The organism is Kocuria sp. CPCC 205263 (assembly GCF_040981075.1).
GTDB lineage: Bacteria > Actinomycetota > Actinomycetes > Actinomycetales > Micrococcaceae > Kocuria > Kocuria rosea.
This window is the reverse complement of the sequence record NZ_JAVKPV010000003.1, coordinates 249,473-264,192: the sequence shown is the minus strand read 5'-3', so window position 1 is coordinate 264,192 and position 14,720 is coordinate 249,473. Positions and strand designations below refer to the sequence as shown.

Genomic DNA, 14,720 nt, shown 5'->3' with positions numbered 1-14,720 from the left:
TCCGCTCAGATCTCGGCGACCTCGGCCACGCGGGACAGCTCCCGGCGCAGCTCGAGCATGGACGTGTAGGTGCAGAAGACGCGCATCGGCCGGTCACCGGCCCCGGCGACGAAGCGCCGCAGGGCGTCGCCGAGACCCGGGACCACCTCGCGCACCGCGACCTCGTCGTAGTCCAGCCGCAGGGCCATGTCCCACGCCCGGGTGCCGGACACCGTGTCCACGCCGCCGGAGCGCAGGGAGTGGAAGTCCACGTCCCACAGCCAGGAGACGTCGCGGCCGTCGGCGTACTCGTCGTTGATGGCGATCATCGTGGCGTAGTCGCCCGGCCGCGCCGAGGCCAGCGAGAGGCGGAACCCGGCGGGGTTCTTCACGAGCAGCAGCTGCAGCGGCCGGCCGTCCACGGTGATGGTCTCCCCGCGGCCGAAGGCGGGGGTGACGCGGGAGAGCTCGTCCACCAGCGCGGCGCGGTCCGCGTCGGGACCGGCCACCGCGAGCGCCAGCGCGAGGGCGGCCGCCGCGTTGTACATGTTGTAGACGCCGTAGAGCTCCACGGTGGTCTCGACGGCCTCCCCGCCCACCGTGAGCCGGACCCGGTTCGCCTCGAAGGACGTCAGCTCCACGTCGGCGGCCGGCCGGGGCGCCAGCTCCGCCTCGTGGTCGGCCTCGGCGTCGGGTCCGCCGGCCGAGCGCATGTCGTCGTCGGAGGGGAACATGGGCCGCAGCGGGGCGGACAGCCCGAACCAGCGGGTCTGCGTGCCCTCGGGGACGTGCTCCGCGAGGGACACGATCCGGGGGTCCTCCCGGTTGAGGACCACGGTGCCCGTGGTGGCCGCCGCGATCTGGGCGAGCATCCGCCGGGTGGTGTCGATCTCGCCGAAGCGGTCGAGCTGGTCGCGCATGACGTTGAGCAGCAGCGCGTGGCGGGGCTTGACCTGCTTGACGAAGTGCACGGCGTGCGCCTCGTCGAGCTCGAGCACGGCGACGTCCGCGTCGAGGCGTCCGGTGAGGCTCATCTCCCCGAGCAGGGCGGCGGCCACGCCTCGCACGAAGTTGGAGCCGGTGCGGTTGGTGAAGACCCTGTAGCCCTGCGAGCGCAGCAGTTGGACGGCCATCTTGGTGGTGGTCGTCTTGCCGTTGGTGCCGCTGATGAGCACCACGCCGTGCGGCAGCTTCGCGAGCTCCTCGGCCACGAACCCGGGGTGCAGCCGCTCCATCACGAGGCCGGGGAAGGCGGAGCCTCCGCCGCGCAGGGTGGTCAGGTACCGGATGCCTTGGCCGAGCAGGCGCACGTGGGGTCTGGACATGCGCTCCATCCTATGGTCTGCTCCCCGGCGGCGACGGGCACCCGGGTGCCCCCGGGGCGGGCGGTCCGCGCGTCCCCCCAGGCCGCCGGGGGACGGGCGACGACGACGCACGGCACGGTGTCGCCGCGGGGTGCTGTGGCCGGGCGGCGCACCGGCCGTAGGGTCGGGCCATGAACGCCACCGGCCCCGCCGCCCCTCCGTACGTTCCGCCTCGCCGGATGCCGCCCTGGTGGGTGGTCCTGGCGTGTCTCGGCGGTCTCCTGGTGCTGGGCGGGGCGCTGCTCGTGCTGCTCCATCCGGCGGAGGCGTCGTTCGGGTGGTTCGCGGACGCCCCGCCGGGCGACGCGGCGTTCCCGGCCATGACCCTGGTGGCCCCGGAGGCCACGGCGGGGTGGACCGGTGTGGTGGCCGGGCTCGTCCTGTGGGCCTTCTACGCCGGCTGGCTCGTGGGCCGGCGCGCCTCGCGGCGGTGACCGGAGGGTCGAGGACCTCGGCCGCGCCGTTCCCTCAGGTCAGGCTCGGTCCACGGGGTCCTCGACGGCCACCGCGTACCCGATGCCGCGGCGGCGGGAGACCCCGGTGACCAGTGCGGTCCTGCCCCGCAGGGGGTGTGCGAGGGAAAGGTGAGTCATGCCGGTGCTCCTGACGTCCGCGGGCGGCGGCCCGGCTGCTCCGGTCCCTGCGGCGGAGGGTCCAGCGGTGCGTCGACGGCGTGGAGCTCGTTGCCGAGGCTGGTGCCGTAGAGGCCGTCCAGCGGGGTGATGTCCACGACGATGCGCGTCTGTACGTCGAGGTGCACGCAGTAGACCGTGGCGAGGTCGCCGTCGGTGAGGGTCGGATCCTCGCGGCCGTACTCGTGGATCCGGCTGGCGGGACCGTCCAGCAACGGGCAGCACCCGCACCGCGGGGTGTAGCCGTTCTCCCAGTCCTCCCCGGCACCGAGCAGCGGCCGGCAGGCGGCCGACCAGGTGAGGCGGCCCCGCTGTGTCGTGGCGACGACCTCGCTGACGTCCACTCCCCGGCTCAGCTCGGCCGGGTCGAGCATGGCCGTCCACCGGTAGTCCTGCCACATCGGATCACCGTGGTCGAAGTGCCGGTCCTCCGGGCGCCGGGCGACCAGACCGTCCGGGCGCAGCACCACCTCCGGCTCCGGCGACGGCGGTGACGGAACGGCGCCCGCCGCGTCGTCGTCGTCGCAGGTCATCAGGCTCACCGCCGCACCGTAGGGAGGCCCTTCGGCGACCTCGACGCCCCCGGAGGTGCGGACGACCACACGGCCGAGGCGCCGGTCGAGCCGCGCCTCGACCGGTTCGCCGTCCGGAGTGCTCCCGGCGTCCCGCTGCCGCCGGTGGGTGAAGTGCACGGTGGTGAACCGCCACGGCGAGCTGCGCGCCAGTGCGCGGAAGTCATCGGCCGTGGGGACCTCAGGCAGGGAGTCACCGCTCATGCGACCGAGTAGAGCACATCCCGGTACTGTCGGACCATGACCGGGCACGAGCTGTTCCCCATCGTCAACTGTGCGGATCTGGTCGGCACCGGGGCCTTCTACGAAGAGGTGTTCCACGCCGTGCCGACGTACCGGTTCCCCGGGACGGGAGAGCCGGCCTTCCTCGTCCTGCGCGTGGGAGACGGCCAGCTGGGCCTGGGCGTCGGCACCACGGCGGCGCTGTACGGCGACACCCCGCTGCCCGCGACCGGCCACGCGGTGGACCTGTGCGTCTACGTCGAGGACCTTCCGGCCGTCCTCGACGCCGCCCGCCGGGCCGGTGCGGCCGTGCCTGTCGATGCGGAGGCCATGCCGTGGGGCGAGACCGTCGCCTACGTCCGTGATCCCGAGGGCACGATGCTGCTGGTCGTCCAGTCCGGTGCGGGCTGAAGCGCCCCAGGCTCCTGCCCACAAGCCGGCCCCGGGTCCGGAGAACACCACCGACGAGCCGGCAGAGGAGGCAATGCCAGTGGATCGCGACGTCGACCCGGTTCCCCCGGAGGGGTCGGGCCCTCCCCCGCACGCGTGCGCGGAGCCTTCCTCGAGGGCTCCCGCGGCGCCCCGGCCCGCTGCCGGAGCCGACGCGCAGCGGCGGGAGGTGAAGGCCGCCCTGGGCCGGCGGACAGCTCCGCTGTGGCCGGCCCACGCGGCAGTGCGGCCGACGACGACGGCACCGACCCGGCGGGACTGGCAACAGGTCCTGCGGCGGGCCGGACTGGAGCTGCAGCACCACGCGCTGGTGCTGCGCCGGATCACCACCGCCTACGTCGTGGCCGTGGCCGGGCCGCACTTCGAGGCCGGGTGGACCGTCGCCGACGTCCTGCACGCCCTGGACTGGACCCCGCAGGGCGTGCGCTACACCCACGACTCGGTGACCGGGATCGACAACCCCGGGGCCTGGTTCGCCGCCCGCCTGCGCACCTGGACCCACCAGGACGGCACCCCGATGCGCTCTCCGGACCAGCGCGCCGCGGCGGAGGCCGAGCAGCGCCGGGCCGAGGCGGTGGCGGCCGCCCGACGCCACGCCTCCCCTCGGCCCCGGCAGCAGACCCCCGGGGTGGACACCGGGGCCGCGGAGCCGGCCGTCGAGTCGCCGGGAACGACGGACCCGGATCGGCGGCCTTTCCGGGTGCGCTGGGCCGCCCAGATCGCCGCAGGCCGGGCGGAGGCGAGCCGGGGGTCCGGACGTCCGTGAGCCGGGGGCGCGGATGCCGCGCCCCCGGGGCGGAGCCCTACCGGACGGGCGGCCCCGTCTCCTCGGAGGCCGCAGGGGCGGTCCGGGCGAGGGCGGCGTGGGCCGCGGCGATCTCGTGCACCCGGTCACGGCACCGGTACCAGCCGAGGACCAGCAGCGGCACGAGCAGCAGCAGGGAGGCGACGGTCCAGGTCCCGATCGGGGAGTCGAAGGCCATCAGCACGACGACGCTCACGAGGAACGCCAGGGTCAGCCAGCCGGTGAAGGGCGCGCCGGGGAGCCGGAAGCCGGGGCGCTCCGCCCTGCCCTGCCGGGACCAGGAGACGAGCCGGAGGTGGCAGAGCATGATCATCGCCCAGGCGCTGATGATGCCGACCGAGGCGAGGTTCAGCACGATCTCGAAGGCCTGGGCCGGCACGAGGGCGTTGAGCACCACGCCCAGCACGGCCACCGCCGCTGTCAGCACGATGCCGCCGTACGGGACGCCGGCCCGGTTCATCCGGCCCGCGAAGCGGGGGGCCGATCCGGCCAGGGACATGGAGCGCAGGATCCGGCCCGTGGAGTAGAGCCCGGCGTTGAGCGAGGACAGGGCCGCGGTGAGCACCACGAGGTTCATGACGGTGTCCATGCCGGCCACGCCGATGGAGCCGAAGAACGTCACGAACGGGCTCTCCCCCGCCTTGTAGGCGGTGTAGGGCAGGAGCAGGGACAGCAGGGTCAGCGACCCGACGTAGAAGACCGCGATGCGCACGATCACCGTGTTCACGGCGCGCGGCATGACCTTCTCGGGGTGCTCCGTCTCACCGGCGGCGGTGCCGATCAGCTCGATGGACGCGTAGGCGAAGACCACGCCCTGGATCACGACGACCGCCGGCAGCAGACCGTTGGGCAGGAGCCCGCCGTTCTGGCCGATGAGGGACAGGCCCACCTCCTGGCCGTCGGCCGGGGTTCCGAAGAGCACCAGCCAGATCCCGACCACCAGGAACGCGGAGAGCGCGGCCACCTTGATGAGGGCGAACCAGAACTCGAGCTCGCCGAAGACCTTGACCGAGACGAGATTCAGCCCGAGGACGAGCAGCAGGGCGGCCAGGGCGTACTGCCACTGGGGGACGTCCCCGATGGGAGCCCAGTACCGGGCGAAGAACTTCATGTACAGCGCCACGGCGGTGATGTCCACGATCGCGGTCATGGCCCAGTTGAGCCAGTACAGCCAGCCGGTGAAGAAGGCCGCCTTCTCCCCGTAGAACTCCCGGGCGTAGGAGACGAAGGAGCCGGAGGACGGGCGGCGCACGACGAGCTCGCCCAGGGCGCGCAGGATGAGGAACGCGAAGAAGCCGCAGACCGCGTAGACGAGCACGAGGGCGGGCCCGGCGCTGGCCAGCCGCCCGCCGGCGCCCATGAACAGGCCGGTGCCGATGGCGCCGCCGATCGCGATCATCTGGATCTGCCGGGGCTTGAGCCCCTTGTGGTAGCCCTCGTCCTCCGCGTGGAGCATGTCGAGGGCGGCGGTTGGTGGCTGGGCCGGGGTGGCGTGGCGCCGGTCCGGGTGGTGGACGGACACAGGGGGCATGGCTCGGTCTCCTGGGTGGTGGCGGAATAGCTCGTGGACGGGTCAGACGGTGAGGTTGGCGAGGCGCTCCGGGCGCAGGATGCGGCCCAGCTCCTCGGCGGTCAGCAGACCGCGCTCGCGCACCAGCTCCGCGACGCCGGCGCCCGTGACCAGGGCCTCCTGGGCGATCGCGGTGGCCGTGGCGTATCCCAGGTGGGGGTTCAGTGCGGTCACCAGGCCGATGGAGTGCTCCACCGACGCGCGCAGGTGCTCCTCGTTGGCGGTGATGCCGCGCACGCAGCGCTCCGTGAGCGTGGTGCAGGCCGCCCGGAGGTGGGCGACGCTCTTGTGCAGGCTGTGGACGATGATCGGCTCGAAGGCGTTGAGCTGCAGCTGTCCGCTCTCGGCGGCCATGGTGATCGTGACGTCGTTGCCGATGACCTCGTAGGCGACCTGGCTGACGACCTCGGGGATCACCGGGTTGATCTTGCCCGGCATGATCGAGGAGCCGGACTGCACGGCGGGCAGGGTGATCTCGCCCAGCCCGGCCCGGGGCCCGGAGGAGAGCAGCCGCAGGTCGTTGCAGATCTTGGACAGCTTCACGGCCACCCGCTTGAGCACCCCGGACAGGTGCACGAAGGACCCGACGTCCTGGGTGGCCTCCACGAGGTCGACGGCGGTGACCAGCGGCAGGCCGGTGACGGCGGCCAGGTGGCGGCAGGCCGCGGCGGCGTAGCCGTCCGGGGCGTTGAGCCCGGTGCCGATCGCCGTCGCCCCGAGGTTGATCTCGTGGACCAGCAGGCTCGCCTCGGCGAGGCGCTGGCGGTCCTCCCGGATCATCACGGCGTAGGTGCCGAACTCCTGGCCCAGGGTCATGGGCACGGCGTCCTGCAGCTGGGTGCGGCCCATCTTCACGACGGTGCGGAACTCGCGAGCCTTCGCCGCGAAGGCGTCCTCCAGCACCTCCAGGGCCGCCAGCAGCTCCTGCACGCCGGTGATCGTGGCGATCTTCACGGCCGTGGGGTACGCGTCGTTGGTGGACTGCGACAGGTTGACGTGGTCGTTGGGGTGCAGCCGGGAGTACTCCCCCTTGCCGGCGCCCAGCAGCTCCAGGGCCCGGTTGGCGATCACCTCGTTGGCGTTCATGTTGGAGGAGGTGCCGGCGCCGCCCTGGATCACGTCCACGCGGAACTGCTCGTGGAGGCGCCCGTCGAGGATCTCCTGGCAGGCCGCCACGACGGCGTCGGCCCGGGCGGTGTCGAGCAGCCCGAGCTCGTGGTTGGCGCGGGCGGCGGCGAGCTTGACGGCCGCAAGGCCCCGCACCAGGTGGGCGTGGCCGCCCAGGGGAAGGCCGGTGATGGGGAAGTTCTCCACGGCGCGCAGGGTCTGCACGCCCCAGTAGGCGTCGGCGGGGACCTGGCGGTTGCCGAGCAGGTCGTGCTCGGTGCGGAAGGCGGGAGCGGTCATGGTTCTCTCGGTTCTCTCGGGTGTCACGAGGTGGTGGACGGCAGCGGGACGGTGGGTCAGCGGGACGAGGGGCCGTCTCTCTCGGAGCGGAGGGACAGCGGGCAGTGGCTCAGCGGGCGGCGGCGAGGGCGACGGCGTGCAGCGACCCCACGGTGCGGCCCCCGCCGAGCACGGGGACCCGGCCCAGGCCGGCGAGCGCTGCGGGGTCCACCCCGAGCCGCTGCAGGGCCTGCACGGTGACCGGCATCCGGGCACGGTCGGCGCCGTCGGCGATCTTCACGGCCAGACCGCGCCCGTCCGGCAGGCCCACGAGCTGAAGGCCCTCGAAGCCGTCCTTGGCCAGCAGGCCGGGGACCCTGCGCATGAGCTCCGTGACGTCACGGCCCTCGCCGGCCACCTGCTCGGGGTGCCCGGTCATGGCGGACGCGACCCAGGCCTCGGGTGTGCCCGGGGCGGCGGAGGCCAGCCGGGCGAAGGCGGTGGCCATGCCCCGGAGGGTGACGGCGTGCAGGGGGGTGCCGCAGCCGTCGGTGCTGCCGGGCCCCAGGGGTTCGCCGGTCAGCTCCGCCACGACCTCGGCGATCAGCAGCTGCAGCGGGTGGCCGGGGTCGGTGTAGCCGGCCACGGGCCAGCCGTTGACCCGGCAGGTGGCGACCATGGCGGCGTGCTTGCCGGAGCAGTTCTGGGCCAGGCGGGTGGGCCCTTCGCCGGCGCGCAGGGCGGCGGCCCGTTCGGCGGGTCCGTACGGCAGGTCGGGCACGTTCTCCAGGGCGGTCTCGTCCGCGCCGTGGCCGGCGAGGATGCGGCCGGCGCCGTCCCGGTGCCGGGGCGCCCCGGAGTGGCTGGCCGCGGCCAGGGCCAGCAAGGACCCGGGCAGCTCGAGGCCGGCGCGGAGCATGGCCACCACCTGCAGCGGCTTGAGGGATGAGCGGGGGTAGAAGAGGGCCAGGGGGTCTCCGGCCTCGAGCAGGATCCGCCCGGCGGCGTCCGTGGCCACGAGCGAGCCGTGGTGGACGCTCTCGACGACGCCGTCGCGGACCTGTTCGGCGACGGGCACGTGCTGCGGGCGGGCGGTGGACAGGGGTGCCCCGAGGGCTGCGGTGGTCATGCTGGGTCCTTGCTGGAGGTGATCGGTGCGGGCGGGGGTGCGCGCCGGAGGGAGGCGCCGGAGGGTGTCCCGCGCGGAACGGAGGGCAGGAGGACGGGCGAGCAGGGCGAGGACCGCGCCTGCTCGAGCGGAAGCCGGGGAGGCTGGAACAGTGGCCGGGACGACCGGCGGGCTACTCGCCGGTGATGGCGCCGAGAGCGCCGCGCACGGCCGCGAGGTGGTCCTGCATGGCGGCCTCCGCCTCGTCGGCCGCGCCGTCGCGGATGGCGTGGAAGATGCGCAGGTGCTCCTCGTCCGAGCGCTTCTGGCGGGCCGCCACCACGTTGAGGGTCTCGGACTGGTGGAAGAGCGCCTCGCGGATGTCGGCGATGACCTTCTCGAACACCCGGTTGTGGCTGATCCGGGCGACAGCGGCGTGGAAGCTCGTGTCCAGCTCGACCCAGGCCTGAGGGTCGTCCTCGGCCGCCATCGCCGCCACGACGTCCTGCAGGAAGCGCACGTCCTCCTCGGTGCGGCGGCGCGCGGCGAGACCGGCCGCGGGGACCTCGATGTGCGGCCGGGCCTCGTGCAGGTCCCGGGCCGAGTACGCGCCCAGGGCCAGGTCCTCGGCCACCCGCTGGGAGACGACGAACGTCCCCTTGCCGGTGCGGCTGACGGTCAGGCCCAGTGCCGCGCAGGAGCGCAGCGCCTCGCGGATCACGGACCGGCTCACGCCGTACCCCTGGGCCAGCGCGGCCTCCGAGGGCAGCTTCTCCCCCACGGCGAGGCGCCCCTCCTGGATCTGCGCGAGCAGGTCCTTGAAGACGGCCTCCGCCGCGCTGAAGCGCTCCACCGGCTGTCCGGCTGTCCGGCTGTCTGACAGGTTCATGTGGTCCAGCATGATACGGATCACACCGGGCTGTCAAGGGGTCACGAGCCGGTTTCCCGCACGACTCGTGCAGGTTCTCGCCAGGTCCGCCTGCTGTGCTGGAGCCGGCATCCCCACACCCGAGCGGAAGCAGGTGCATCATCGTCGGCAGGACCGCCAGGACCGGCGTCGTCGGCGTCGTCGGATCAGCCGTGGCCCCCGAGGCGATCGGCACCCGAGCCCATGCGCTCGCCGTGCTCCCCGCACGACCGCACGCGTGATGACCGCCGGCGCCGCGCACCGGGACCGGAGCCGCCCCCTGCGCTCGCTCCTCGCCCTGCTTCTCGTGCTCGGGATGCTGGCGGGAGCACTGGTGCTCCTCGGGCCCGGCCTGCTCAGCGGCCTGCGCGCCGGGGACGGCGGGCTGACCTGGGGTGCCGAGTGCGTCGTCGAGACCGCGGACGGAGAGGTCGGGCTCGACCGCGAGGAGGCGAAGCGGGCCACGACCGCGGTGGCGCTCGCCGCCCGCGGGGTGGAGGCCCCGGACACCTCCGGTCTCGACGCGGCGGTGTTGCGGCGCCTGGCCGACGGACCGCCCGAGGACGCCGGTGCGAGCCTGAGCTGCCGGGGCTCAGCGGCCGATGACCTGCCGCAGCAACAGCTGACCGCAACCGGCCTGACCCCGCGCGCCGAGCGGGTGCGCGGTGCGATGACCGAGGTGTTCGGAGAGCAGAGTCTGGGTGGGTTCGCCCCCGGCGGCGTCGGCCAGGGCCACGGCGAGGAGTCGACGCACTACGACGGCCGCGCCGTCGACGTCTTCTTCCGCCCTGTGACCGAGGAGAACCGGCGCGAAGGGTGGCTGCTGGCCCACTGGCTGGTTGCGCACGCCGAGGACCTGGACGTCCAGTACGTCATCTTCGACGACCGCTTCTGGAGCGCTCACAGCTCGCGGGGGCGGTGGCGGGACTACGACGCGCCCGAGCCCGGCAACGAGATCCTGCGCCACCTCGACCACGTGCACGTGGACGTGCTGCGGGGCGATCCGGAGTGAGGAGCCGGTCGCAGCGCCGGGTCCCGCAACCGATCTCAGCGTCGCGACCGATGACGACGGGAGGGGTGTGCACGGGCGACGCCCGGTCCTAGGGTGAGGAGCGGACCGGGCGGCTCCGGACGGGTCGGACCGCAGCGCCCGGGGACACCGGGGACCGAAGCCGGCCCCCGGGACGCGGTCCGCCACACCTGTCGAGGAAAGGACCCGCTATGAGCGCCACCGATGACCTCCTGCACCACGCCGAGGCCTACGCCGCCGCCTTCACCAAGGGCGATCTGCCCATGCCCCCGGCTCTGCCGGTGGCGGTGGTGGCCTGCATGGACGCCCGGCTCAACCCCTACGGACTGCTGGGGCTGAGCGAGGGCGACGCCCACGTCATCCGCAACGCCGGCGGGGTGATCACCGACGACGAGGTCCGGTCCCTGGTCATCAGCCAGCGTCTGCTGGGCACCCGGGAGATCATCCTCATCCACCACACCGACTGCGGCATGCTCACCTTCACCGACGACGCCTTCACGGCACAGATCAAGGCCGACACCGGGATGCGCCCGCCGTGGTCACCGGAGTCCTTCACCGATCCCGACGACGACGTCCGCCGGTCCATGGCGCGCATCACCGCCAACCCCTTCATCCCGCACCGCGACAGCGTGCGGGGCTTCGTCTACGACGTCACCGACGGCTCCCTCCGCGAAGTCCGCTGACTCCCGCTCGGCCGACCGAGAGCGCTCCGGCTGCAGGACGTCACCGTGTGGCCGCGTCGGTGATCCCGGCGTGCAGGGCGCGTTCGGTCACCTCGATCATCACGGCGCTCTCCGGGGGCCTTGCCTCCCCCACGATGAAGCTGATGGCCTAGTCCGCAGCGATGCCGCCCTGCTGCGCCGGGCCACGGGTGAGCGCCCGATGCTGGAGGTCGCCCTCGATGCGGGCGTCCCGCCGGAGACCCTGCGGAAGATCGAGTCGGGCCGTGTGGCGACCCCTGCCTTCCCGACCATCGCGGCGATCGCCGATGTTCTCGGCCTGCCCCTCGATGAGCTGTGGGCCGAGATCAGCCGACCCGGACGTGGTGCTCCACCGGCCTGCTCCGGCCACGACACGCGGGAGCGGCTGGTCTCGTAGGAGTCGGCTCCCCCACCTGCCCCGGACGGAGCCGCCGCGGTGGGCCGCGGCAGGAACCGCATCCCAGGGCTCCGCGACGCGGCGGACCAGGGCCGGCGGGGCTCCTTTCCACCTCCGGGGACGGTTGATTCATCACAGGGGACGGGGTGGTGGGCTATGAATGGAAGGACCACGGACGGACCCCCCAGGAGGACACGGTGACGAAGCACGACGACTCCCAGCCCATCACCTCTGTGATCAACACGGGCGAGCTGATGCGGCAGCTGGCGCAGAAGGAGGCCGACCACCGACGCCGGGTCCAGTCCTGGACCGTCGACGGGGTCGAGGAGCTGACCGGCACGGCGGAGCTGCTCGACATCGCCCTGCACCACAGCGACGTCGACGTGGCGGCTGCCGCACTCGGCAGTGACCACCTGAGCGCCGCCGACCGTCGCTACGCGGCCGACAACGCCACCAATTTGCACGTGCGTGCTGCCGCGCGGGCGGAAATGACCCGCCGCGGCGAGGACCGGGACGGGCACAGCTGACGGCCCGCCGCTGGAGGCACGACGGACCTCGGAGGCACTGCCCCTCTTGTGCCCGGGCGGCTCCGGCGGGTTGAGTGGGGGCATGGGGAAAGTGATCTACTCCGTCGCCTCCTCGTTGGACGGCTACAACTCGGACGAGCAGGGCAGCTTCACCTGGGCCGTGCCCGACGAGGCCGTCGTCGCCGCCCTGACCACGGACCTGGCATCGGTCAGCACCTACCTCTACGGGCGGCGCATGTACGAGACCATGGCCGTCTGGGAGACCGATCCGTCCGCGGCGACATGGTCCCCGGAGACGGCGCGCTTCGCGGAGACCTGGAAGCGCGCCGAGAAGATCGTCTTCTCCTCCTCTCTCGGCCGGACCTGGACCGAAGGCACCCGGCTCGAGCGGGAGTTCACCGCCGAGGCCGTCGAACGCGCGAGGTCCGAGGCGTCCGGAGACCTCACGATCGAGGGCCCGACCCTGGCCGGCAGCGCCCTGCTGCTGGGGCTGGTCGACGTGGTAGAGCTCCTGCTGTGCCCGGTCACGGTGGGCGGCGGCACCCCGGTCTTCCCCGACGGGCTGTCCCTGGAGCTGCGCCTCCTCCGGGAGCGCCGCTTCGACAACGGCATGGTCCAGGTCAGCTACGAGGTCCAGCACCCCCGGTCCCGCGGATAGCAGCGGCGTGGACGGGACGAGACTTCAGCAGATCGCCATGGAGGCGGCCGCCGGGCTGCCGGCCGTGACGCACACCTGTCCCTTCGGCCCGGAGCACGACGTGTTCAAGGTCGTGGGCAAGATCTTCCTGATGACCACGGAAGCACCCGGGGAGCCGATCGTGACGCTCAAGTGCGAGCCCCCGCACGCGACGGCGCTGCGCCAGGAGTTCCCCACGATCACGCCCGGCTACCACATGAACAAGCAGCACTGGATCTCCCTCGCCGCCGGCCCGGGGATCACCCCGGAGCTCGTCGGGGAACTGGTGCTGAACGCCTACGAGCTCGTCGTCGAAGGACTCCCTCGGGCCAGGCGCCCGGTGCTGCGCCACACGCGCACCGGAGCACAGCCCTGAGCGGGCGTCCTGCTGTCCGCGGGCGGCGTCGGGGGCCCGATGCGATCACGGGGTCCGTCGGAGCGGTGGTGGGGTCAGCGCTCGTCCGGTGGTGCGGGCCGGCTCCGTCGAGCGGCTTCGCGCAGCGCCGTCAGGGCCGTGTGGATCAGCCGCGCCCGGGTGGGGTGGGTGCGGGTGTGGGCGACGATGCGCCGGTGGACGGCCGGGGCGACCAGCGGCCTCGAGGTGAGAGTCGCCGGCAGCCCGGTGAGCGCGATCCGGGGCAGCACCGTGATCCCCAGCCCGGCCGCGGCGAGGCTGGTGGCCGCGTGGTGGTCGTCGAGACGGGCGACGTAGTGCGGGGTGTAGCCGGCGGCGTGACAGGCGCGGGTGATGATGCGCCCGGTGGGGCCGTCGTGGGTGTCGTGGTCGATCCAGGGCTCGTCGCGCAGCTGGGCCATCGTCACCGTGGGACGCGCGGACAGCGGGTGGTCGACCGGCAGCACCACGCAGAAGTCCTCCTCGTGCAGGGCATGGCGCTGGTATCCCTCCAGGTGGACGAGGGGCCCGTCGAGGGACTCGTTGCGCACGTCGACGTCGGGGGCCCGGCGGCCTCCGGTGGGGTGCAGCTCGTTGATGCTGATCTCCACCACCACGTCCGGGGACCGGGCACGCAGGGCGACCACCACCTCGGGCATCCAGGCCTGGGCCAGGGACGCGAAGCAGGCGACGGCGATCTGCTCGGCCCGGCCCTGCCGCAGATCCTCCACGGTGCGCTCGAGGCGTTCCAGGCTGCTGAGGGTGTCCGCGCTGGCCTCGCACAGGTGCCGGGCGGCCGGGGTGGCCTCGATGCCCCGGCCGTTCTTCTCGAACAGCACCAGCCCGGTCTGCCGGGCCAGGGCGCGGAGGTGCTGGCTGACGGTGGCCGGGGCCAGGTGGAGGTTCCGGGCGGCGGCGTGGACCGAGCCGGCAGCGATGACGGCGCGCAGGATGGTGAGCCGGTGCGGATCGAGCATGCCCCGATCGTATGCTTTCACCTGCCAATGACACGGAAATCATTGCTGGTGCTGAAGGGTCACGCGGTGGCACGGTAGGGGTCACGAACCACTGACCGACAAGGAGCTGCCGTGGACACCTCGAGCTATCTGGCCCTGCTGGGCGTGGCCGTGGTCCTGGCCCTCACCCCGGGACCCGACACCGTCCTGACCCTGGGCTACGCCCTGCGGCAGCGCCGGGCCGGGATGCTGGCCGCCGCCGGGTCCGCGGTGGGGGTCTTCGCCTGGGCGGGGCTGGTCGCGGTGGGCGTGGCCGCCTTCCTGGACAGCTCCCCGGCCGCCTTCCAGGCTCTGCGGATCCTCGGGGGCGCCTACCTGTTCTACCTGGGCTACCGGGCGATCACCGCCCACGCTCCCGCCCCGGCCACCGCGGTGCCGATGGCCGTCGGCGTGACACGGGCCGCGGGGTCGACCGTCACCGCCGCCCTGGACCGCCCGGAGCCCTCCGGGCCGAGAGCGCGATCGGCCTTCGCCGCAGGACTGGTGTGCTGCCTGACCAATCCGAAGACCGGGCTGTTCTTCCTGGCCCTCCTGCCCCAGTTCACCCCGCCCGGGGCCGGGGCGCTGTTCGTCATGGTGGTGATGGGCGGAACGGTGGCGGCAACCATCGGGATCTACCTGCTCCTCGTGGCCCTGGCCGCCCACACCGCCGGCACCTGGCTCAACCGTCCCACCGTGACCCGCAGGATCGAGCTCACCTCCGGGGCGGTCTTCGTGGCGCTGGGAGTGATGACCACCGTCCCCGTGCTCGCCACCTGGATCTGAGCGGACTCCCCCGCGCGACCGGCCGGAACGACCGGGGTGGAGGCACCGGCCACGCCGGCGGAACCGGTCCGTGTCGACCGCCGGCACCTCCGCGCCGTCACGCTGGTGCCTCACGGCACGGGGAGGTTGACCTGCCGACCGGCCGACCGGATCATCGGCTGTGAACGGGCACCGGACGCCCCATGGCGCTGCCCGTTCCGCACCCCCTGTCAGCCCCGG

Annotated in this window: 17 protein-coding genes and 1 pseudogene; 10 read left to right on the top strand and 8 right to left on the bottom strand. The window is 73.3% G+C overall.

The window, feature by feature from the left end; all coding sequences use genetic code 11:
- Positions 1-5: 5 nt before the first annotated feature.
- Positions 6-1,313 carry a MurT ligase domain-containing protein gene (locus RF647_RS06010; RefSeq protein ID WP_368795970.1) on the bottom strand — a complete coding sequence of 436 codons (1,308 nt, stop codon included), beginning with the start codon at positions 1,311-1,313 and terminating at the stop codon, positions 6-8.
- 161 nt (positions 1,314-1,474) lie between these two features.
- Between RF647_RS06010 and RF647_RS06005 the strand changes: the two genes are divergently transcribed.
- Positions 1,475-1,777, top strand: a complete 303-nt coding sequence (locus tag RF647_RS06005) for a hypothetical protein (protein ID WP_368810940.1) — start codon at positions 1,475-1,477, stop codon at positions 1,775-1,777.
- Positions 1,778-1,932: 155 nt separating this feature from the next.
- On the opposite strand, the gene RF647_RS06000 is transcribed toward RF647_RS06005, so the two are convergent.
- Positions 1,933-2,751, bottom strand: a complete 819-nt coding sequence (locus tag RF647_RS06000) for a hypothetical protein (RefSeq protein ID WP_368810939.1) — start codon at positions 2,749-2,751, stop codon at positions 1,933-1,935.
- Between the two features lie 36 nt (positions 2,752-2,787).
- Here RF647_RS06000 and RF647_RS05995 point away from each other — a divergent pair, with 36 nt between their 5' ends.
- A complete protein-coding gene (locus tag RF647_RS05995; protein WP_368810938.1) occupies positions 2,788-3,180 on the top strand; it encodes a VOC family protein in 393 nt (130 codons plus the stop codon).
- 208 nt (positions 3,181-3,388) lie between these two features.
- A complete protein-coding gene (locus RF647_RS05990; protein WP_368810937.1) occupies positions 3,389-3,985 on the top strand; it encodes a hypothetical protein in 597 nt (198 codons plus the stop codon).
- Positions 3,986-4,022: 37 nt separating this feature from the next.
- Here the strand turns inward: RF647_RS05990 and RF647_RS05985 are convergent, their stop codons facing one another.
- The 4 genes from RF647_RS05985 to RF647_RS05970 all read right to left on the bottom strand — a co-directional run bounded on the left by RF647_RS05985 (position 4,023) and on the right by RF647_RS05970 (position 8,977).
- On the bottom strand, positions 4,023-5,480 hold the full coding sequence (locus RF647_RS05985; protein WP_368811125.1) for an amino acid permease: 1,458 nt from the start codon (positions 5,478-5,480) through the stop codon (positions 4,023-4,025).
- Positions 5,481-5,597: 117 nt separating this feature from the next.
- Positions 5,598-7,001, bottom strand: a complete 1,404-nt coding sequence (locus RF647_RS05980; protein WP_368810936.1) for an aspartate ammonia-lyase — start codon at positions 6,999-7,001, stop codon at positions 5,598-5,600.
- A gap of 109 nt (positions 7,002-7,110) precedes the next feature.
- Complete coding sequence (locus RF647_RS05975) at positions 7,111-8,109, bottom strand: asparaginase (protein ID WP_368810935.1); 999 nt, start codon at positions 8,107-8,109, stop codon at positions 7,111-7,113.
- 172 nt (positions 8,110-8,281) lie between these two features.
- On the bottom strand, positions 8,282-8,977 hold the full coding sequence (locus RF647_RS05970; RefSeq protein WP_133410245.1) for a FadR/GntR family transcriptional regulator: 696 nt from the start codon (positions 8,975-8,977) through the stop codon (positions 8,282-8,284).
- A gap of 259 nt (positions 8,978-9,236) precedes the next feature.
- Between RF647_RS05970 and RF647_RS05965 the strand changes: the two genes are divergently transcribed.
- Positions 9,237-10,007 carry a hypothetical protein gene (locus RF647_RS05965; RefSeq protein ID WP_368811124.1) on the top strand — a complete coding sequence of 257 codons (771 nt, stop codon included), beginning with the start codon at positions 9,237-9,239 and terminating at the stop codon, positions 10,005-10,007.
- Positions 10,008-10,216: 209 nt separating this feature from the next.
- Entirely contained in the window at positions 10,217-10,708 is a 492-nt protein-coding gene (locus tag RF647_RS05960; RefSeq protein ID WP_368810934.1) for a beta-class carbonic anhydrase, read from the top strand.
- A gap of 61 nt (positions 10,709-10,769) precedes the next feature.
- On the opposite strand, the pseudogene RF647_RS05955 reads toward RF647_RS05960, so the two are convergent.
- Positions 10,770-10,880, bottom strand: a pseudogene (locus RF647_RS05955) (type I methionyl aminopeptidase); the annotation flags it as partial.
- Between RF647_RS05955 and RF647_RS05950 the strand changes: the two are divergent.
- The 4 genes from RF647_RS05950 to RF647_RS05935 all read left to right on the top strand — a co-directional run bounded on the left by RF647_RS05950 (position 10,878) and on the right by RF647_RS05935 (position 12,702).
- Positions 10,878-11,123, top strand: coding sequence for a helix-turn-helix transcriptional regulator (locus RF647_RS05950; RefSeq protein WP_368811123.1), 246 nt, complete (start codon positions 10,878-10,880; stop codon positions 11,121-11,123). The pseudogene RF647_RS05955 and the gene RF647_RS05950 overlap by 3 nt on opposite strands.
- A gap of 197 nt (positions 11,124-11,320) precedes the next feature.
- Positions 11,321-11,650 (top strand): hypothetical protein, encoded by a 330-nt coding sequence (locus RF647_RS05945; protein ID WP_368810933.1) that lies wholly within the window; start codon positions 11,321-11,323, stop codon positions 11,648-11,650.
- Positions 11,651-11,732: 82 nt separating this feature from the next.
- A complete protein-coding gene (locus tag RF647_RS05940) occupies positions 11,733-12,308 on the top strand; it encodes a dihydrofolate reductase family protein (protein ID WP_368810932.1) in 576 nt (191 codons plus the stop codon).
- A gap of 7 nt (positions 12,309-12,315) precedes the next feature.
- Positions 12,316-12,702, top strand: coding sequence for an MmcQ/YjbR family DNA-binding protein (locus RF647_RS05935; protein ID WP_368810931.1), 387 nt, complete (start codon positions 12,316-12,318; stop codon positions 12,700-12,702).
- A gap of 74 nt (positions 12,703-12,776) precedes the next feature.
- On the opposite strand, the gene RF647_RS05930 is transcribed toward RF647_RS05935, so the two are convergent.
- Entirely contained in the window at positions 12,777-13,697 is a 921-nt protein-coding gene (locus RF647_RS05930; RefSeq protein ID WP_368810930.1) for a LysR family transcriptional regulator, read from the bottom strand.
- Positions 13,698-13,808: 111 nt separating this feature from the next.
- On the opposite strand from RF647_RS05930, the gene RF647_RS05925 reads away from it, so the two are divergent.
- Positions 13,809-14,501 (top strand): LysE family translocator, encoded by a 693-nt coding sequence (locus tag RF647_RS05925; protein ID WP_368810929.1) that lies wholly within the window; start codon positions 13,809-13,811, stop codon positions 14,499-14,501.
- Positions 14,502-14,720: the final 219 nt, after the last annotated feature.